15 protein-coding genes are annotated in these 20,314 nt (G+C 24.6%); 6 read left to right on the top strand and 9 right to left on the bottom strand.

Annotation, left to right across the window (positions count from 1 at the left end):
- The first annotated feature begins 528 nt into the window (after nt 1-528).
- Both BINT_RS12795 and BINT_RS12790 read left to right on the top strand, forming a co-directional pair.
- On the top strand, nt 529-1,650 hold the full coding sequence (locus tag BINT_RS12795; protein WP_041177482.1) for a radical SAM/SPASM domain-containing protein: 1,122 nt from the start codon (nt 529-531) through the stop codon (nt 1,648-1,650).
- Nucleotides 1,593-3,341 carry a DUF2971 domain-containing protein gene (locus tag BINT_RS12790; RefSeq protein WP_049783509.1) on the top strand — a complete coding sequence of 583 codons (1,749 nt, stop codon included), beginning with the start codon at nt 1,593-1,595 and terminating at the stop codon, nt 3,339-3,341. The genes BINT_RS12795 and BINT_RS12790 overlap by 58 nt, the downstream gene beginning before the upstream one ends.
- Here BINT_RS12790 and BINT_RS12785 read toward each other — a convergent pair.
- The 8 genes from BINT_RS12785 to BINT_RS15335 form a co-directional block, all read right to left on the bottom strand.
- Complete coding sequence (locus tag BINT_RS12785; protein ID WP_014488991.1) at nt 3,338-4,303, bottom strand: radical SAM protein; 966 nt, start codon at nt 4,301-4,303, stop codon at nt 3,338-3,340. The genes BINT_RS12790 and BINT_RS12785 overlap by 4 nt on opposite strands.
- Nucleotides 4,303-7,455 (bottom strand): ATP-binding cassette domain-containing protein, encoded by a 3,153-nt coding sequence (locus tag BINT_RS12780; protein ID WP_014488990.1) that lies wholly within the window; start codon nt 7,453-7,455, stop codon nt 4,303-4,305. Before BINT_RS12780 ends, BINT_RS12785 begins: the two co-directional genes overlap by 1 nt.
- A complete protein-coding gene (locus BINT_RS12775; RefSeq protein ID WP_014488989.1) occupies nt 7,452-8,405 on the bottom strand; it encodes a radical SAM protein in 954 nt (317 codons plus the stop codon). The genes BINT_RS12780 and BINT_RS12775 overlap by 4 nt, the downstream gene beginning before the upstream one ends.
- A 492-nt stretch (nt 8,406-8,897) precedes the next feature.
- Entirely contained in the window at nt 8,898-9,734 is an 837-nt protein-coding gene (locus BINT_RS12770; RefSeq protein WP_014488988.1) for a hypothetical protein, read from the bottom strand.
- The gene (locus tag BINT_RS12765; RefSeq protein ID WP_041177481.1) at nt 9,731-10,222 is read right to left on the bottom strand and encodes a radical SAM protein; all 492 of its coding nucleotides are present in this window, start codon (nt 10,220-10,222) and stop codon (nt 9,731-9,733) included. Before BINT_RS12765 ends, BINT_RS12770 begins: the two co-directional genes overlap by 4 nt.
- Nucleotides 10,223-10,227: 5 nt before the next feature.
- Nucleotides 10,228-11,031, bottom strand: a complete 804-nt coding sequence (locus tag BINT_RS12760; RefSeq protein WP_014488986.1) for a radical SAM protein — start codon at nt 11,029-11,031, stop codon at nt 10,228-10,230.
- Nucleotides 11,032-11,084: 53 nt separating this feature from the next.
- Nucleotides 11,085-11,324: a 4Fe-4S cluster-binding domain-containing protein gene (locus tag BINT_RS12755; protein ID WP_041177480.1), complete on the bottom strand. Its 240-nt coding sequence runs from the start codon at nt 11,322-11,324 to the stop codon at nt 11,085-11,087.
- 8 nt (nt 11,325-11,332) lie between these two features.
- On the bottom strand, nt 11,333-11,467 hold the full coding sequence (locus BINT_RS15335; protein WP_014488984.1) for a hypothetical protein: 135 nt from the start codon (nt 11,465-11,467) through the stop codon (nt 11,333-11,335).
- Between the two features lie 427 nt (nt 11,468-11,894).
- On the opposite strand from BINT_RS15335, the gene BINT_RS12750 reads away from it, so the two are divergent.
- The 4 genes from BINT_RS12750 (at nt 11,895) to BINT_RS12735 (ending at nt 19,125) form a co-directional block, all read left to right on the top strand.
- On the top strand, nt 11,895-15,623 hold the full coding sequence (locus tag BINT_RS12750) for a DUF2723 domain-containing protein (RefSeq protein ID WP_014488983.1): 3,729 nt from the start codon (nt 11,895-11,897) through the stop codon (nt 15,621-15,623).
- A gap of 254 nt (nt 15,624-15,877) precedes the next feature.
- Nucleotides 15,878-16,375, top strand: coding sequence for a hypothetical protein (locus BINT_RS12745; RefSeq protein WP_014488982.1), 498 nt, complete (start codon nt 15,878-15,880; stop codon nt 16,373-16,375).
- A 445-nt stretch (nt 16,376-16,820) separates the two neighbouring features.
- The gene (gene cysS, locus BINT_RS12740) at nt 16,821-18,239 is read left to right on the top strand and encodes a cysteine--tRNA ligase (protein WP_014488981.1); all 1,419 of its coding nucleotides are present in this window, start codon (nt 16,821-16,823) and stop codon (nt 18,237-18,239) included.
- Nucleotides 18,240-18,261: 22 nt separating this feature from the next.
- The gene (locus BINT_RS12735; protein ID WP_014488980.1) at nt 18,262-19,125 is read left to right on the top strand and encodes a ribonuclease H-like domain-containing protein; all 864 of its coding nucleotides are present in this window, start codon (nt 18,262-18,264) and stop codon (nt 19,123-19,125) included.
- Here the strand turns inward: BINT_RS12735 and BINT_RS12730 are convergent.
- Nucleotides 19,122-20,273 carry an iron-containing alcohol dehydrogenase gene (locus BINT_RS12730; protein WP_014488979.1) on the bottom strand — a complete coding sequence of 384 codons (1,152 nt, stop codon included), beginning with the start codon at nt 20,271-20,273 and terminating at the stop codon, nt 19,122-19,124. The two genes, BINT_RS12735 and BINT_RS12730, sit on opposite strands and share 4 nt — an antisense overlap.
- Nucleotides 20,274-20,314 lie beyond the last annotated feature (41 nt).

Below are 20,314 nucleotides of genomic sequence, written 5' to 3'. Positions count from 1 at the left end.
ACAAGTATTATTTCAATACTAAAAGATAATTGAGATAAAAATATATTTTTTACATCCTTGAATAATAAGCGATTTTATTATATAACAATATAATATAGTTAATTTTGCTAGGCTTTGTGCCGTATACAACTTATTTTTCCAACATATTGCGTTCCATAGGTATCAGTGATGACCACCTACTGATAGAATTAAAAATACTGTGTTTTTTAACTTAAAACTATTTGCCAAAAAATATTTATTTTAATTCTTAAAATATTTTACTTTATTTATAAACATAAATAGTATATTATTAGAATAAGTCTAACGTACAGATAGTAAAACTGTAAAATAAAGGATTTTAATAATTCTAATTTTTATATTTATTATAAGTGATAGGTAGATATTAGTATAACTAAGTTGTATTACTTTTAATTAATTCCTTTTATTAAAAAATTGATTTTACTATATATATATTACATTTTTCTATTAATTAATACATATTTTTTTAAAATATTTATATTGATTTATAAAAATTATTGCAAATTCATTATGACATATTATAATGTATTTATGGAAGTTTGTTCACATAGTATTTTTGATCCTAAAACCATTTTACTAAAATTAAATGGTAATATATGTAATATGAACTGTTTATATTGTTCTGAGATAATAAAAGATTTTTATAAAGAAAAAAATACTTTTAATCTTAATAATATATTAGAAATTATTGATGGTCTGCCAAGAGATACACATATAATATTTCACGGTGGCGAACCTACTTTATCTGGTAAGGATAATATTTCTAGTATAATAAATTTTATAAAAAAGTCTGAATTTATATATAAGCCTGCTATACAAACAAATGGATATTTAGATGAAAGTTGGGTAGATTTTTTCTATGAAAATAAAGATAATTTAAGTTTAAGTATAAGTTTAGATGGTAATTATCAGGCAAGTATATTTAGGTTATTCAATAAAGAAAAAGCTTTTAATAAAATAAATGAATTTTTAAATTTAATAGATAAGAGAAATATAGAATTTAGATGTATTGCAACTATTAATTCAAAATCATATAATTTAATGTATGATATTATAGAATATTTCTCTAACTTCAACAACATTAAATTTTTAAAGTTAAATCCATGTTTTGATATTGATAATAATGGAATAAAAGAATATTCAATTACACCGCTTCAATATTTAAAATCCCTAAAAGATGCATTTAATTATATGATAAAATATAAAACTTATAAGAAATTTAAATTAGATCCTATTACAGATATAATAGAAAGTTTCAATAATAATAATAAAGAATTTAATTTGAAATGTAATAAATTTTATTCAGTTTATCCTGATAAATCTATAATGTTTTGTGATGCCATGCATACAGATGAAAATGCAAAATCTTTGTTTAATTCATATCCAGAATATATAGAAAAAGAAATAGAATATTGTAAATCATGTAATATGTTGGAAATTTGTTCAGGTGGATGCCCATCTGTTAGAAATATGTATAGAAAATATAATGAAAAATTATTAGAAGAATATTGTCAGTATAGAATAGAAATAAAAAATATATATTGTCCTATATTAATAATTGTTAGGAGGTATTTATGCTATTATGTAAATTTAATGAATTATTTTATAGTAAAAAATATGATGAATGTATAAAATTTCTAGAAGATGAGAAAAAAAATAATCAAAATGATCAAAATGAAATAAACTATTATATATCTAAAGTATATTACCAATTAGCTTTACTTTCAGATGAAAATGAAAAAAAATCTTTTTTTGATAAAATAGAAAAATTATTACAAAATAATACATATGATAAATCTAAAAAATTACTAGCATTAGTATATAATGAGGAGTCATCATATGATAAGGCAATAGAAATATATAATGAGATAATAAATAATGGTAATGATAAAGATTATAAATATCATGTATATAAAGCAAATGCATTACATAATAAATATAACAATAATAATGATGATCTAAATAAAATTATTTATGATTATAAAAGAGCTATGAATAGTGATAGCGAAGATATATATACAAATGCTTTTATAGGATATTGTAATGTTATTATATCTAAATGTATATGCGAAAAAGAGATTAATAGTTTTTTTGATATATTTGAAGATACAAAAATTTTAGATAAGTATAGTAATATTATAAATATAAATTTCATTGTTCATAATATAATATTTTATTTAGATAAAGTAAATGATAAATTTGATAATAGTTTTACAAATATTATAGATAAAATTTGTAATCTTGACATTATATGGGAAAAAGAAGAATATTTTAATTATATTGTTAAACCAGATGTAAATAATATATATGAATATAAAAAATTATGGATATTGCAGTATATTATGCTTGATTTATTATCTGTAAGAAAAAAAGGAAATATAGATAAATTATGTACATATATATCCATAGATGTATTTATGAAATTATATAAAGAAAATAAATCTAAATTAAAAATGTTCAGCGTATCAAGAGTTAATGATTATAGAGAAGGTAAAATAATTAATGATATATTATATAAAAAAGAAATAAATATAAATTATGATGAAATGGAAAATAATTTTGGTGTAAAAAAGAAAAATATATCATTTGCTGCTTTACAAACTTCTTTTACAAGAGTCAGAGATTCTCTAACTATGTTTAGATTATATGGTAAAAACACTAAATACAGCAAAGATGATAAAAATGAGGGAACAGGTGTTTGTTTAGTATTTAATAAAAATTTTTTTGATGTGTTTTTTAAAAATCCATCTACACCTATATCAGATAAAAAAAATAATGTTTTACCTATTTACAGTATTATGTATTATGACCATTATGAAAATAAATTAATATTCAATCAAACTCCTTCTAATTATCAGGCTATAGAAATAGGTTTAAATGAAACAAACAATTATAAGTGGAATAATGATAACAGTCTTAAAGAAGAAGAAAAATTAAAAAATAGAATAGGGTATATATTTAATAAAATTTTTGAAATTTTTATAAAAAACAATACAGAAAGAGAAAAATTAAAAATTTTATATAAATTATTAATTAATATACAATATCTTATAAAAGATGCGGCTTTTGTAGAAGAACAGGAAATGAGAATTTTGCAAGTGGCAGAAATGTCAGATAATGATGTTCAATATGATGAAGATAGTAAAACTCTATACAAAGATTATTTAAATATATTTGATAGAGATGCATTAAGAGAAGTTATAATAGGTCCAAAAGTGAAAGATCCTGTTTCATTAATTGAAGGATTTCAAAAAGATTTAGAAAATGATATTAGAACTCCTTATGGATTAAAATTTACTATTTCAAAAGCACCTCTTGCTTAAAATGTAAATTGTTTTAATGCTTCTAATATTTTATTTTTTTGTTCTTCTGAAACAATTATAGGTTTTAATTCATCACTACCAAAAGCTTCTACATATTCAGACCAAGGTCCTTCGCATATGGAATATAACGCACATTTTTGGCAATTATCTCCTTTTCTTTTTATAGAATGTCTTATTTCATTCCAATCAAAAACTTCTTCATGTACTTGAGAACATATTTCTTCACTTTTTAAATATTTTAATTCTCCTACTAAATGCATGTATTTATGAAGTATACAAAAAGGAATTGCTTCAAATTCTATATTAATTTTATATTTTATTGAATTGGAAACGACTTTATCTAAAATAGGCTGCAAATAAGAATATTTTGGTATAACCTCTTCAAAATTCTTCCTAGCATTTCCTTGTCCATGTGGGAAAGCAAAGCATATGTATTTTACTCCTAAACTATTTGCAAGAGTAACAATATCTGGAAGTTCCTCAGCATTTATTTTGGATATTACTACTTTCAATATAAGAATTTTTTTATAATCAATAATTGCTGAAATACCTTTGCAAGTTTCATCAAAACTTCCTTTTACACAAGTGATTGTATCATGAGTATTTGATTTTGCTCCATGCAATGCCACAACAAATTTTATATCATCTACATCTTTTATTGAATTTAAAATAAAATCATTATTTAATCTTCTTCCATTTGTTTGTATTGTTATAGATAAATTATTTTCAACGCATTTATTTATCAAAGTATCAAAATCTTTTCTTATTGTAACTTCTCCGCCGGTCAAAACTATTTTATTGATTCCATTTTTTACTTGATCATCTATTTGTTTTAAACATTCTTCTGTAGTTAAATCTATATTTATATTATTATCTGCAAGTTTATCACTGCTGTCAGCTATAACACAATGCTTACATCTGTTGTTGCATGAATATCCAACTTTTAAATCGTATGTTAACATTATTTTTCCTTTAAATAATTCAGTAAATTCATTAATTCTTTTTTATTTAAATCTTTAATTTTAGAATAAATTTTTATATCTTTTATGTCTTTTATATTAATGTTATTTTTTATAACATCAGATATAGTTCCATTAATCCAAGTATCTACAGAATATCCATCTATTATTTGTTTTAACCCCTTTTCCGATATACCTGTTTCACCGCATATGTCACAAGGTACTTCATATGCATCTATACCTTCGAAGACTCCTTCTTCTCTAATTAATTTTTTTCCATTACAATGTTCACATGGATAGCTTTTTATTATTTTATTAATTTCAGTTGATATTTTTTTAAATCCAAATAATTCATAAACAAATGAATTAATTTTATAATTTGAAAAATCATTGTTTAGTATATTTTCTTTAGTGTCATTAATGTTTTTATAATCACAAATTATAACTTTATTATTTATTGCTATATTTTCTATTATTTTCTTTGCATAATCTTTAAATGGATTTATATTTTTTAGTACTATATAAAATCCGTAAAAACTAGAGTAGTATATTTCTAATAATTTTAATTTAGCCTGCTTATCCTGAGGCAAATTAGATACATCATAATTTAATTTTATATCTTTGCCTAGTATATCTATTACACTATTTATAGGCTCTATATCAGATAATATGTTCATATTTTCTGATATACTAGAAGATAAAATATCTCTTATATCTTTATTCTTTATATAAAATTTATTATTATGACCTAATATACTGCCATTACATATAGGACATATTATTTCTTCTTTAGAACTATTTATAATTTCCTTTAATTTGCTCTTAGACTGTTTCATATATTTTTTTATTAAGAAAATTATTCCTTTCCAATATCTTCTAGTCTTTTTGTCTGAATCATAAAAATCTGTTTTCCAATATCCGTATAAAAAAGTATTTATTTCATCAGGGTTCATTTTTGAAAAATCTTTATTCAAATCCAATTTAGAATCTTTTTTTATTTCTTTAAATAAAAATTTTATTTTTTGAAAATTATAATTTTTTAATGCTTTCATTATATCATCTTCAAATAGATCATTCCAAAGATTTGAATCTTTATTTTTTATAATGTTATTTATATTAAAAGAATCTATTACTGAATTTCCGCGGCAGCATTTACATAAATTTTCTTCATTATAATAATCAAAAATATCTATATCATCTATAAGAACATTATCCCCCAAAGAAATAATTCTGTTTACTATACCTAATGTTTCATATAAAAATGTATTTTTACTGTAAAGCTGACTTTCAAAATCTATTGCTATTTCAGGTATGACTTCATCTGAAAAATAATCACCATATATCCATCTAGCAGTTTGTGATATATTCTTTAATATTCCTCCTTTAAATATATTTTCTGATTTTTTAAAATAATCTTCAACTTCTTCATCTTTTAAATACTCTATTCCAGATTTATTAGAAATTGATGATTTTATCATAATATTTTTATTATTTTTCTTTTTATTATCATGGTATTTTGAATTAGAAAGTATATTTAAGTGAGATATTATATTATCTGTTCTTTTACCAAAATCTATTATGAAATCACTTAGTTTTATTATATAGCTATTATGTTCTATCATAATTACAGTGATATTTTTATTGTTCAATATATTATGTATATATTTCATGAATTTATTTAAAATATTTTGTGAAAGACCTTTTGAAGGTTCGTCAAATATGAATAGAGTTTTTTTATTCAAATCTATAAATAATTCTGAAATTAAATGCACACACTGGAATTCACCTGTAGATAGAGTTTGTATTTTTCTGTTTAAATTCAGATAACCTAAACCTAAATCTATTAAAGAAGATAGGTATTTATATGCCTTCTCATTTGTATCTATCATGTTTATAATGTCTTCTATAGGGGCATTTTTATTCAAATCTTTAATTTTTGATAGATTATTTTTTATATCCAAAAATGTTTCAATAGTGGACTTGGAAGTTATAGATTGATTTCTATTTTGACCTATTAAAATTAGTTTTGCATTTTTGTATAATTTATTAAAAACAGACGATATGCAATCATTTACAAGAGTAGATTTTCCGCATCCTGATTCTCCAACTATTGATATTAGTCTGTTTTCAGGAATCTTTAATTCTTTTATTTTTAAATTACGTTTTTCTAAATCGCTGAAAACATAATAATCTTTTGCTTCAGACTCATTTATTTCAAAAAATTCTTCTTTTGGTCTAGGAGATTCATCTACTATTTTTCCTCCGTATTTTCCGCTTTTTGGTCCAAAATAAATTTTTTCTTGTGTTGAATTAATAACTATATTATTATGATCTATAAGCCATAATTGATTATTGTTTGATAGATCACCAATCTGTTCAAGCATATTATATAGACTATCTTCATCTAATCCTATAGATAATTCATCTGCTATTATAAGAGAATTGACAGAGTATGTAATAAATTCTGATAATAATAATCTTGTAGTTTCACCGCCTGATAATGTACTAACTATTCTATCTAATGATAAATATCCAATATTCAATTTTATCATATTATCAAGCATTTTCTTAATACTTTTATTAAAACCCAATTCATCAGATAACTCTATCAATTTAAATATATTCATTTTATTAAAATCAATAATATTATATTCTTTATCATGACAAGTTATAGTATATTTTTTTATTTCATCAGAATATCTTTCAGAATTACATTCTTTACATTCCACCATTGCATTATAGCCTCTTCCTTTGCATTTTTTACACCAAAATTTAGAATTATTAAATGAGAAAAATTCAGAAGGGCATTTATATTTTTTAGCAAATAAACTTCTTATAGTTTTAAATATAGGTGTATAAGTTCCAACTGTTGATCTAACATTTGAAGAGGTAGAAGTTTTTTCTAAAAAAAAAGTTAATGGTATATTAGTAATATTTTGAGCAGAAAAGTTTGTTTTGAGAAATTCAGAAAATAAAAATCTATATTCTACCTTTGGTAAAAGAGTAACTATACGTTTTAAAGACTCATCACTTACTACTTTACAAAATGTAGTTTTTCCTGAACCAGAAAGCCCTGATATAGAAATTGATTTATCAAAATCAATATTTTTATTTAAATTTATTATGTTATTTGCTATTAGATTATTAATTTTCATAGTTTTATTTTATCCAAAAATAATTTAAAGTCTTTTCTAGATTCACAAAAGGTTTCATCTTTTTGATCGACTAAACATCCGCCACCGCACCAATCATAAATATAACATTCCAAACATTTCTTGTCAACATTTGGCATTTTATTTGAAATAATATGGCTGCAATATTCAGTGTTATATTCTTTATTATAAAAAGTTTTAAAATATTTACATTTATTATTATCAGACGAATAAATACATATTTTACTGTCAGTTAATAAAGATATAAATGGCTGTATATCTATAGATTTGTATTTTTTGTTATTTATCCAATATATCAAAATCTCTTTTAGCATTTTATTATATTCTTTTTCTGTTATATAATAATCTGTATTATGAGTTGAATATCTTATCTTATTAATAGTTAAAAATTTTATTTTATAATTTATTAGTTCATCTATAAATTCTTTAAAATAATTTATATTATATTTGTGAGCAACAGATACTATTCCTATAGTATCTATTTTTTTTATATATTTTGAAATATTTGAAATAACTACTTTCCTATATTCAAAATTATTAGCTTTTCTTAAGTCCATATCTCCTATAGGGTCAAGTGATATTGATAATTGTACATTATAATCAAGAAAAATATTAATGAAATCATCATCTATTAATAAACCATTAGTTTGTATCTGTATAGTATATTTATTTAGAAAATTAGTTTTTATAAATTTTAAAATATCTTTTATAAGATCTTTTCCATATAATAATGGTTCACCACCATGAAATAATATATGTATATGATGATAATCAATAAAGCTAGATAAAAACTCTTTAACATCGTTTATTTTAGCTATATTTAAATTATTTATAGTATCATATTTAATTGTATCATGTTCATAACAGTATGAACAATTCATATTACATGCATTACCAACTAGATTAAGTATTAAAGTAATACCTTTATCCATTAAAAGAATCCTCAAAATAGAGTTTATTAGATATTATTTTTGCCATTTTTTGTAAATACTCGAAATCATCATTTATTATTATTGTTTTATTATTTATACAATCTAAATTATGATTTATGTAAAACTCTCTAAAATATTTTAATTGAGGTAAATATTCTCTCCAAGTCCTTGGTATATTTCTATTTTTTATTCTTATATCAGCTTCATTTTCATCTACATCAATTATTATAAGTTCATCTATTCTTTTTAAACTTGAACATAATCCAAATTGATTATCCGTATTTTCATTAAAGGCATAATTAAATGTTGCTATATCAGTTAATATTCCCCTTATACATATAACAATGCCCCCAAGATTATTGATGTATTTTTCAGATTCCTTTCTATTTTCAGTTAAATATTCTATAACTTGATGCTTGGTATATTTTTTATTTAAATCTTCTATAAATGATTTTGATTCTTTGCCATATTTAAAATTGGAATATGGCTGACCTATAATTGATACAGGAGCATCTTTAGTGTATTTAAATCTTTTTTTATTTCACTTTGTAAAAAGTTTGCAAATGTATCTTTACCGCTTCCATCTATACCTTCAATTAATATGAATTTATTTGGAGCTTTTTTTCTAATAAATGCTTTGTTATTATTGCATATATTATTAGCTTTTGAAAAATCTTTCAAATTATTTTGTGTTTCATCGTCAATATAATTGTTGACAATATATTCTATGTTATGATAATCTGAATCTCCAAATGACACACTAGATATAAAAACTTCAGCATATTTATTATTATAATTTTCTAATAAATATTTGTAGAAATAAATATAATTATATTCGGGTATATATATAACTTCATTATTATTTTCATCTTCTATAAATAAATTACAATCTAAAAGAGATTTGAAATATTTATTAATTGTATTTTTGAGTACTCCTGTAAATGACGAAGATATTATTGTATTATGATATCTTGGTATTCTATCTCTTTTATTAAAATAAAAATTTTCACCATCAAAAATAGACAGATATGATTCATTATTTATATAAGAAACACTATTATGACCTATACCTATTATATTTCCAATATAGCGATATTCTACTTTGGAATAATTTGATTCTTCTGTATTCTCTTTTAAATATATGAATTTTGATTTTCCAAGAGGTTTATAATTTTTAACAGAAAATGATAATTTATTTAAAGAATCATAAATATTTATCAATCTTTTTAAGCCTCTATTTTTTGTGTTTGGATAAAATACTATAGAATCCGGAGATAGTTTTAATGCTTTTGTTATATCATCTTCTAAAATATATTCATCGAAAATCAAATCAATATTAACTTTATTGTTATTATTATTTTTTTTATTTTATATATAATATCTTCTATGATTTTATAATCATAATTTTTTCTGTTATAAAGTTTTAATAATTTGTCATCAAAACTTTGTACACCTATTGAAAATCTATTAAAAAAATTATTATTATCATAATCAAAGTTGCATATATCCGGATATATTTCTATAGATACTTCTTCTGATGAAATATTATAATTATCAAATAATTCTTTTATTTGGTTTATTTGATGTTCATTTAAAAGTGATGGAGTACCGCCTCCAAAATATATACTACTTAATTTATTATTTTTTATATTTTTTAACACATATTCTAACTGTTTTAATAATATAATAAAATAAGAATCCTCAACTTTTGAATATGAATATTTTAGATTATTAACATAATGACAAAAACTACATTTTCTTAGACAAAAAGGTATATTAATATATATAGCATTAACAATTATATCGGATATAAACATTTTAGTTAGACCTTAAATTTACTACTAAATGAATATAACATTTTTTTTGATTCACAATAATCATCATATAAATCTTTATTATTTCTAAAGTAATATCTTTGTGATATGCATCCTGCATTACAAAAATCAAATATATTACAATTTTTACAATCATTCATAAGGCTGTTAAAAATTGTATTTTCATTAATAGCATTGACAATATTTTCACTAATAGATATTGTTTTATCAATATTTATTTCAAATTCACTGCTAGAAAAACAATCACATGGTGCTACTAATCCATTTGGATATAAAGATATAAATTGATAGCATTTATTTTTATTATAATTACAATATTTAGATTCTTTATTATTAATTTTTTGAATCATACTTAATATTGGTTCTATTGCTATTTTTTTATATATTTCTTCCTTTATATATAAGTTTGCTACATTTATTATAAATTGTGCAAATTCAGTTGGAGTTATACTATCTTTACTTAGATTATTATTTTCCATATTAAATAGGGGATTGATTTTTACAAATTTTAGATTATCAATTTTTTTTATCAACTCAATATATTCAACATATAAATTTAATGAATGTTTAGAAATTACACTAAGCATTCCAGCATTTATATTATTTTTAGATAATAATCTATAAGCATTAAGTACATCATTATAAGTATTTTGATTATTATAATTTATTCTTAGAGAATTCATTTCAAATGAACCATCTAAACTTATGGATATTTCTATATTTAATTTTTTATATTGCTCAAATATTATATATATCCATTCATCATCTAATAATATACCATTAGTTTGCAAATATATATTAATAATTTTATTTGGATAAAATTCTGATAATAAATCAAGTATCTCTATAATTTTTTTTTACCAATAAGTAAAGGCTCACCGCCATGAAGCGTAACAACTATCTGATTTTTTATACCATTTATAAATTCTACTAAGAAATCTTTATTTATCGATTCAGATGAAAACAAATTTTTAGTTTTTTCAAAACAATAAGTACAGTTTATATTACAAGAAGAACCTGCAAGCTTTAAAATTAAATGAATTATTTTATTTTTATCGAAAAAAATAACATCTCTTTTAATCACAATAATTTCTACCAATTACTATGATTATCTGTATGAAATGCACCTAAACCTGTATCAAGAAATTCTTTTTTTTCATTTAAAAAAGTTACAAAATCTTGAACTTCCTGATCATTTAAAACTATTTCAGATGATGTATTATTCATAAATATACCTTCACAAGTTAATAATATTTATTTATATTATAACCTAATAAAAAAATAAGTCAATATATAATAATCATTAAATATATTGTATGTTACATACTTTTAATTATAAAATAGATTTAAAATCAATATTTTAATATATATTTTTTATGGTTGGAAATTATTTGTATAAAAATATATTTTTTTACATCCTTGAATAATAAGCGATTTTATTATATAATAATCTACTATAGTTTATTTTTGCAGGGCTTTGCCCCGCACCCCACTTCTTTTGGTGACCCAAAGAAGCAAAAGGACTGCATTTTTTAACTAAATATTACTTGTTAAAAAATATTTCTTTTAATTCTTAAAATTATTTATTAAAATACGTCACTATAATTAAGTAAGATATAAAAATTTTTATTTTAATAAAGAGGTAGATAACTAAATGGCAAAACTTTCGCATCTGGAAAAAGAGTACATCAAAGCTAATTATAAAAATAAAAGCATTGATGAGCTTACAAAAAAATTAGAAAAAGACAGAGAGTTAATAGAAGAATATATTAATAATCTGCAAAATAGTCAAAAAAATAATACAAAAACTAATAAAGAAAAAGTAAATAAAGAAAATGGCGGAAATATACTTTCTAAATTATTCTCTAAGAAAGCAAATCAGGAACCTATTTATAAGAGATATGAAATTAAACCTTATCATCTTTCAAAAATAGATGCAATATTTGCTGCTGTAGCTTTTCTTTTCACATTCTTTTTGTATTTATTTACATTAACTCCTTCACTTTCAGCAGGTGATAATGGAGAGCTTACAACCGCTGCTTACTTCTTGGGAGTAGGGCATGCTCCTGGATATCCTTTCTATACTTTGATGTCCAAATTATTTACTTATATACCTTTTGGAAATATTGCTTGGAGAACGAATTTATTTTCCGGTACTTGTGCTGCAATAGCGATGATTTTCTTCTATCTTATTATGGTAAAAGTATTAGGACAAAATAGAGTTGAAAGAGGATTCTCTCCTATAGTACAGATACCTGCACTTTTTGCGAGCATTGCTTTTGCTATATCTGATAATATGTGGGCACAGGCTACAATGGCAGAAGTTTACAGCTTGAATATACTTCAAATAGCTTCTATGCTTTTAATACTTGTTTACTGGTTTGAAAATGTATGGAAGCATGCCAATGATGAAGTACCTTATTATGGAAATAAATATTTAATGGCTTTCGGCTTTTTGTATGGTGTGGCACTTGCAAATCACCATGTAACTTTGCCTTTCGCTTTTGCCCCTCTTTTGTTTATAGCCGTTGTTTTATTTTTGATACATAAAGATAGATATATCAATCATATAGAAACTTCATTTATATCAATATTTGTATTTTTAGTGTTATTATTTATAGGCGGTTTCGGATACTATAGATTTATTATGAATTATGAGGCTTATTTATATTTCCCTCCTGGAGTAGCTTCAAATGATTCCATATTCTCTATAATATTCAAGCCTTTCGCTGATATGAATATAATGAGCGATATATTTACAGCACTTGCTAATGGTTCTTATTTAAGACCTGATATGATACAGAATTTAAAAGCTCCATTCTATCCTACTTTATATAAAGGTATGTTCTTAGTATTTTGGCCTTTATTCTTAGTAGTTGTTTGGTGCTTAGTATATAGATATTTCTTATGCAAAATAGATAAATTCAATAATGATAATGACTTTATCACAGGAATATCAATATCATATTATAAAATGCTTTTAATGCTTGCAGTAGGCGTTATGATATATGCTTATATGCCTATAAGAGCCAGAGCATTGCCTCCGCTAAACTGGGGACAATTAAATGAACCTTCAGGCTGGGAGAATTTAAGCTATTTATTTAGTATGATACATAGAAAACAGTACGGAGCTTCAGGAAATGATATTGCTGCAGCCTTCATACTTCACCCAGAACAGGTATCTGCTTTAATAAATATATTCAAAACTCAATTAACAGTATTAGGCTTATTATTCTTAATACCCGGATTATTCCAGATATTCAAGAAAAATAAGTTTATAGGTATATTCTCAGTATTCGGACTTTTGAGTTTTGCCGTATCTTTAATGGCATATACTAATCCGCCTCCAAGTGTAAGAACTTTATCATTTGTTGAAGTTTTCTTCTTGCCAGCAACTTTATATATGCTTGTAATAATAGGATTCGGTATTCAATGGTATATGGAATATTTCAATACTAATATAAAAAATGTATTGAAAAAACCTTCTGAAGAAACTGCGGATACTAAATTAAAGCCTTATCATGCTATATCACTTGCGGCAATACTTGTTATAATGATACCTATATTTATAATGAATTTAAGCCGTAATAATAACTCAAAAGACTTCAGTAACCATGACTATTCATACAATATGATGAACTCACTTCCTGACAATGCTATATTTGCCACAGAGGGGGGAGATAACCAAGTATTCGGACTCGTATATTATACTATGGTAGAAAGAAGAAGACCGGATTTGAAAATATATGACCAGAAAGGTAATGTATTTGAAAGAATATACGGTAACCTTATGAAAACAGACGGCAGATGGCTTGGAGATATTAGTGATGCCGTTGATAAAGACTTTATAGAATCAGGCAGACCTTATTATATGGCTTGGAGAAGGGACGGACTTTACAGGCTTGGAGATTATTATTTCAAAGCTTATGGTTTGGTATTCAAAGTTCAGCCTATTAAATATGCTTTAGTTGATGAATTAGAGTTCTTTAAAGTTCTTACTGTTAATGATTATAAAGATATTGCTAAAGAGCATTTAAAAAGAGATTATGAGAATGAAAAGATAGCAGCTGACTTAAATGCATTATTAGATGAAGGTTTAATTTCGGTTGCAAGAAAAAATATATATGACGGAAATGAAGAGATAACTTTCGTAAAAATGTATGAACTTCCTTTCCCTCAATTCAAAACAGAAGAAGATTATTGGAACAGCTATACTATGCAGGGAACTGCTGAAGAAATATCACATTATGACTTCCTAACAAGAGAGATATTCGTTAGTTCTTATTCTTTAGCTAGAATAGATTTATATAATAGAAGAATAAAAACTTATCAGAAATTACTTGGTTTTATGGGTAATGGTGATGTTGCTAAAAATGGTATGACAAGAGCAGAAGCTAATCAAAAAATAGCAGAATTTCAGGATTTAAAGAAACAAGAAGAAGACAGAATGCTTACAATAGGCTTTGATATGTCTAATGTATATTTTGCAATAGGAAATCAGGCTATTATGGACGGCAATTATGAAAGAGCTGCCGCTATGTTTGAAGAGCTTATAAAGTTAGAAAAACTTATTTATCCTGCTTATTTCAATTTGACTGCTTCTTATGAATATTTAGCACGTTCTAAAGACACTCCTTATGATAAAGAGGCAGAATATTTAAATAAAGCTAAAGAAACTCTTGAAAGAGCAGAAAAAACTTTCCATAGAGGAAAAGATATGGGAAATGCTGCAAGAGAACAGAATCAAACTTATCAGCAGATAAAACAATTTATGGCTAGAATAGATGCTCAGCTAAAAACTACAAGACAGCAGGCTGATAATCTTAAAGCTCAGGCTATGAAAGAAGATACTTTTGAAAGCTATTCTTCTTATGCTAATTATATATATCAAAACAGACAAGATATAGAAGAAACTTTATGGGCTAAATTGGAAGCTAAAAAAAGAGCAAGAAGCAAAGATCATATAATAGGTGTTAATAAAGATATATCAATACTTTATGCTAATTTGGGCGACACAGCAAGTTCTATAACTATATTAAATGATACTTTAAAAATGCCTGATTTGACTAGAGATGAAAGAAGAGGCATAGAGTTTGATTTAGCTAATATTTATCTAAACAATAAAATGTATGATGAAGCTATAAGCACATATTCAAAATATACTAATGAGCTTACTCAAGACGGTGCATTTGCTTTATATGCTATAGGTCATATATATATAGAACAAAATAAAATTATAGAGGCATTAAATATTTATAATGACTTCAAAAGGATAATGTCGCCTTTAGCTGCTAGTAATGATGTTATAGCTAATTTGGATAAAGATGTTGAAAGCAGAAGACTTCAGATAATGCAGTATTTAGGTACTATGAACAATAATTAATTTCTAATAATATAAAAAATTAAAAGGCTTGCTTATAATGGCAGGCCTTTTTTATTAGAGTATTGTGTAATCAAATTTTATTGATTAGTATTAAAAAATAAACAAGAAAAATAAATGTGTTGTCAAATCAATTGATGACGATAATAAATAAAACGAAATTATAATGGAATATATTTTATGAAAAAATCTATTTATTATTAGTTTTATTTATTTTTATATCTATTAATGCCTATAGTCAGAATAGTGCAGCTTCTATGGTAAAATCTATGCAGATAGAAGATGTTGCAGATATATCAATATCCGATGAAAATTCTACTATGACATTTCAAGAATTGGCAGAAAATTATGCATCTATTATTATGAATAAAAATGCTACACCTGACCAATTAGAGGCATTAGGAAGTATAATTAAATTATGGATGGACACTTTAGCAGCAAATTATACAAGAGATGAAATGTTTAATGAATACAGCAGAATTACATCTACTTTATCATGCATGTCTATACATTTAATATTAAGAATAGCTATAAAAGATAATAATATTCCTACAGAATCAGCACAGAATAATATATACAATTCTATTAATAATAAATTTATACCATCATTTGCTGAATTTAAAAATGACGGTTGGAAGACAGAATTTAATTTTTATGTTATTAATATGTCAGCAGCTGTATGCAAATGGTATGAAGATAAATCCAAGAAATTGGACTACCCAGACTTTAAAGTTTGGAGAGATGGCAGCTTCTAAAAAACATTATTCATTATTCAAGGAGGAATTAAATAATGACACAAACAGAAGACAAGGTAAAAAAAGACCTTAAAAGCCTAATATCTAAATATAAGGAGCAGGCTACTGTAGTAATAAGAAAAAGCAAGGCAGTTTGATTTTATTATTTAAGTATTATATTTAGAAAATTATTTTATTTATTTATAATAAATAAAATTGTATAGTCCCTTCTAAAAAATTAGAGGGGATTTTTTTATTATCAATAAATTTATTATTTATGTAATAAAAAAATCTCATTTTAAAATCTTTATCAATTAAATCGCTTTAAAATTTATAACATAACTAAATTTAATTTTTATTATTAATACTGTATAAAAAATCATTTTGTAAAAAATGAATAATATACCTTGACAAATAAAGTCTTTTAAGTAAAATGTTAATTATATTTTAAGGAATAAAAGTTAATATGAAAGATATAGTATTTTACAATTCACTAACTAGAGAAAAAGAGGTATTCAAACCTATCAATGCAAATGAAGTTGGCATGTATTCTTGCGGACCTACTGTATATAACTATGCTCATATAGGTAATTTTAGAGCTTATATATTTAGCGACTTACTTAGAAGAGTATTAGAGGATTACGGATATAATGTTAAACTTGTAATGAATTTAACTGATGTTGATGATAAGACTATAAAAAATTCTAAAGAAAATCATATATCTTTGAATGATTATACAAAGAAATATAAAGAAGCATTCTTTGAAGATATAAAAACATTAGGAATAAAAAAAGCTACAGTAAACCCTGCAGCAACAGATCATATAAAAGAGATGATTGATATTATAGAGCTTCTTAAGAAAAACGGACATACTTATGAATCAGATGGTTCTGTTTATTTCAAGATAAGCACATTCCCTCAATATGGAGAATTGGCTAATTTAGATAAGCAGGAATTATTGGACGGAGCTTCAGGACGCGTTCTCAATGATGAATATGATAAAGAGAATGCAAGCGACTTTGTACTTTGGAAAGCGTATACAGAAGATGACGGTGAAGTTTATTGGGATTCTCCTTTTGGAAAGGGCAGACCCGGCTGGCATATAGAATGTTCTGCTATGAGCTGCAAATATTTAGGAAAGCATTTTGATATACATACTGGAGGAGTTGATAATAAATTTCCTCATCATGAAAATGAAATAGCACAGAATGAAGCTGCTTTCAATGAAAAGTTCGTTAATTATTGGCTTCATTGTGAGCATTTGATAGTTGATGGTGAGAAAATGTCAAAGTCTAAAGGCAACTTTTATACTTTAAGAGATTTGCTTGATAAAGGGCTTTCTCCTGAAGCTATAAGATACTCACTAATTAACTCTCATTATAGAAAGCAATTAAATTTCACTATTGAAGGAATTAAACAATCTCAAAGTGCTATTGATAGAGTTAATGATTTAATATTTAGACTCAAAGATATAAATAATACCGAATCTAATGAAGTTAATGAAAATTTATTAAAAGAGTTAGAACTTTCTAATGAAAAGTTTTCAGACTCTATTTATAATGATTTAAATATATCAGAGGCACTTGGCGTATTATTTACTTTGGTGAAAACTGTTAATACATCTTTTGACTCTATTAATGTTAGTACAAGAGATGCTATATTAAAATTTATAGAGAGAGTAAACAATATTATAAATTGTTTTAATATAGGCGATACTGATAAAAAAGCAGATAATGAAGATGAGATAAATAAATTAATAGAGGAAAGAACTCTTGCTAAGAAAGAGAAAAATTATCAAAAAGCAGATGAGATAAGAAATCAGTTATTGTCTATGGGAATAGAGATAATGGATACACCTCAGGGTGTTAAATGGAAAAGAAAATAAATAGAAAAAATAAAGGAATTGTGTGGATTTAATAAAGAAAACATTTCAGCATATAGAAGGTATAGGACCTAAAAAAGAGAGTCTTTTATGGCAAGAAGGTGCTGTTGATTGGGAAGATGCTTTAAATAATATAAATTATTATGCTATGCCTAGCAGTATGAGGGAGGCTTTGAAAAATGAGCTTCCTAAATCTATTTATAATTATAATTCAAAAAATTATAGTTATTTTTTAAAGAGGTTCCCCGATTCAATAATATATAGACTTTATCCTCTCCTTATGGATAAAACTGTATTTTTGGATATAGAAACTACAGGCATAAAACCGTCCAAAGCACATGTTACAGTTATAGGATGTTATGACGGCAAAGAGATGAAAGTTTTTGTTCATGGCAGAAATGAGCATGAATTTTTAGATTATATAAAGAATTATTCTATAATTGTAACTTTCAATGGTTCTTGTTTTGATATACCATTTTTGGAGAGATATTTTGCTACGACTATAAAATCTGCTCAAATAGATTTGCGTTTTGTACTTAAAGATTTAGGATATACAGGCGGACTTAAAAAAATAGAGCAGGATGTAGGTATTTCCAGAGGTGACGATATGGAAGGCGTTAATGGATATACAGCTGTTTTACTTTGGAATTATTATCAAGATACTAAAGATGAAACAGCTATAGATTCATTGATACATTATAATTTATTAGATACTATTAACTTGGAGCATTTGCTTCGTTTAGCATATAATAAATATGCAGAAAGCTATAATTGTCAGCTTTTAGAATATAAGACTTTACCTTCTGTAGATCATTATAAACCTAACAAGAAATTAATTGATGCTTTACACAAAAAGCCTTATAAATACGCTCCTAAAAGCGAAGATTAATAAGCCTGATCCAATATTGTCATTATTGAATCAAAATTCATAGTTCTAGGAAGCTGATCCATTCCTGGATATTTTAATGCTAATTCTGCAACTTTATCAAATTTACTTCTGTCTATATTTATTTCATTAAGTCTTGTAGGTAAATTTATATTATGTAGGAATTGCTTTATATGCTGTGCAGATTGGTTAGCAATTTCAAAAGGTGTCATTTCAGGATCTATTCCGTCTATAACATTTGAAAGTACAACATATTTATTAGGGGCAACAGTGATATAATATTCCATAATATGAGGAAGCAATATAGAACATACCATAGATTTATTAACGGCATATACACTGTTTATAGCAATAGATAAAGCTCTTATAGCACCTAAAGAGCTATGACATGCTGAAGTAGCACATAACATATTTGCAGTTGCTAAAGTTGTTATATTATCTATATTATTACTATCAGCTATAAGTTTTTTTAATCCCTGCATACTTATCTTCATAGCATGAACTATTAAAGGCTCTGTTATGCTTGTAAGAGTGTTGCTCATATATATGTCGAATGATAATGCAAATACTGATAGAGCACTGCTTATAGTATATTTAACCGGTACAGTTGCATATAAAGTAGGGTCTATGATACAATTTGAAGAATATACATTAGATTCATTATTCTGTTTATTTACTTCTTCATATTTATCATAAAGACACATTCCAGTAGATATTTCAGATAAAGAACCTAATATTGTAGGCACTGCTATAATAGGCAAAGGTTTATGGTATACAGGCTGTCCATTGATATAATCTGAAGCTTCACCGCTGTTTGTTACTACAATTGCAGCTCCTTTAGCAGTATTTTGTATTTTGAATCCTCCTACTGCTACTATGGATTCTGCTCTGCTGTATCTTACCAAATTGGCAATGATATCTGCAGCATCGCTTGTGCTTGTAGAATTTATATCAGAATAAACCATTACATTGATAAAACTATCATTAAGTTTATTTACTATTTGATCTATTAATCCGGTTTGATTGAATGATGCTCCATCTGTAACTAATACAGTTCTTCCGCCGTATTTCTTTATTGTATCTGGTAAGCAGTCAAGAGAATCAACTCCGAATGTTATTTTTGTTGGTATATTAAATTCTATTATAGCCATAGTCTTCTTCTGTTATATGTATTTTTATATTTCTTATTATA

Source organism: Brachyspira intermedia PWS/A, assembly GCF_000223215.1.
Taxonomy (GTDB): domain Bacteria; phylum Spirochaetota; class Brachyspiria; order Brachyspirales; family Brachyspiraceae; genus Brachyspira; species Brachyspira intermedia.
The sequence above is the reverse complement of the archived record's forward strand: the minus strand, read 5'-3'. Positions and strand labels throughout refer to the sequence as shown.

Excerpts from the sequence above, each read along its gene's own strand:
- BINT_RS12795 (WP_041177482.1), top strand. The coding sequence starts at position 529 with ATGACATATTATAATGTATTTATGGAAGTTTGTTCACATAGTATTTTT.
- BINT_RS12790 (WP_049783509.1), top strand. The coding sequence starts at position 1,593 with ATGCTATTATGTAAATTTAATGAATTATTTTATAGTAAAAAATATGAT.
- BINT_RS12785 (WP_014488991.1), bottom strand. The coding sequence starts at position 4,303 with ATGTTAACATACGATTTAAAAGTTGGATATTCATGCAACAACAGATGT.
- BINT_RS12780 (WP_014488990.1), bottom strand. The coding sequence starts at position 7,455 with ATGAAAATTAATAATCTAATAGCAAATAACATAATAAATTTAAATAAA.
- BINT_RS12775 (WP_014488989.1), bottom strand. The coding sequence starts at position 8,405 with ATGGATAAAGGTATTACTTTAATACTTAATCTAGTTGGTAATGCATGT.
- BINT_RS12765 (WP_041177481.1), bottom strand. The coding sequence starts at position 10,222 with ATGTTTATATCCGATATAATTGTTAATGCTATATATATTAATATACCT.
- BINT_RS15335 (WP_014488984.1), bottom strand. The coding sequence starts at position 11,467 with ATGAATAATACATCATCTGAAATAGTTTTAAATGATCAGGAAGTTCAA.
- BINT_RS12750 (WP_014488983.1), top strand. The coding sequence starts at position 11,895 with ATGGCAAAACTTTCGCATCTGGAAAAAGAGTACATCAAAGCTAATTAT.
- BINT_RS12745 (WP_014488982.1), top strand. The coding sequence starts at position 15,878 with ATGGTAAAATCTATGCAGATAGAAGATGTTGCAGATATATCAATATCC.
- cysS (WP_014488981.1), top strand. The coding sequence starts at position 16,821 with ATGAAAGATATAGTATTTTACAATTCACTAACTAGAGAAAAAGAGGTA.
- BINT_RS12730 (WP_014488979.1), bottom strand. The coding sequence starts at position 20,273 with ATGGCTATAATAGAATTTAATATACCAACAAAAATAACATTCGGAGTT.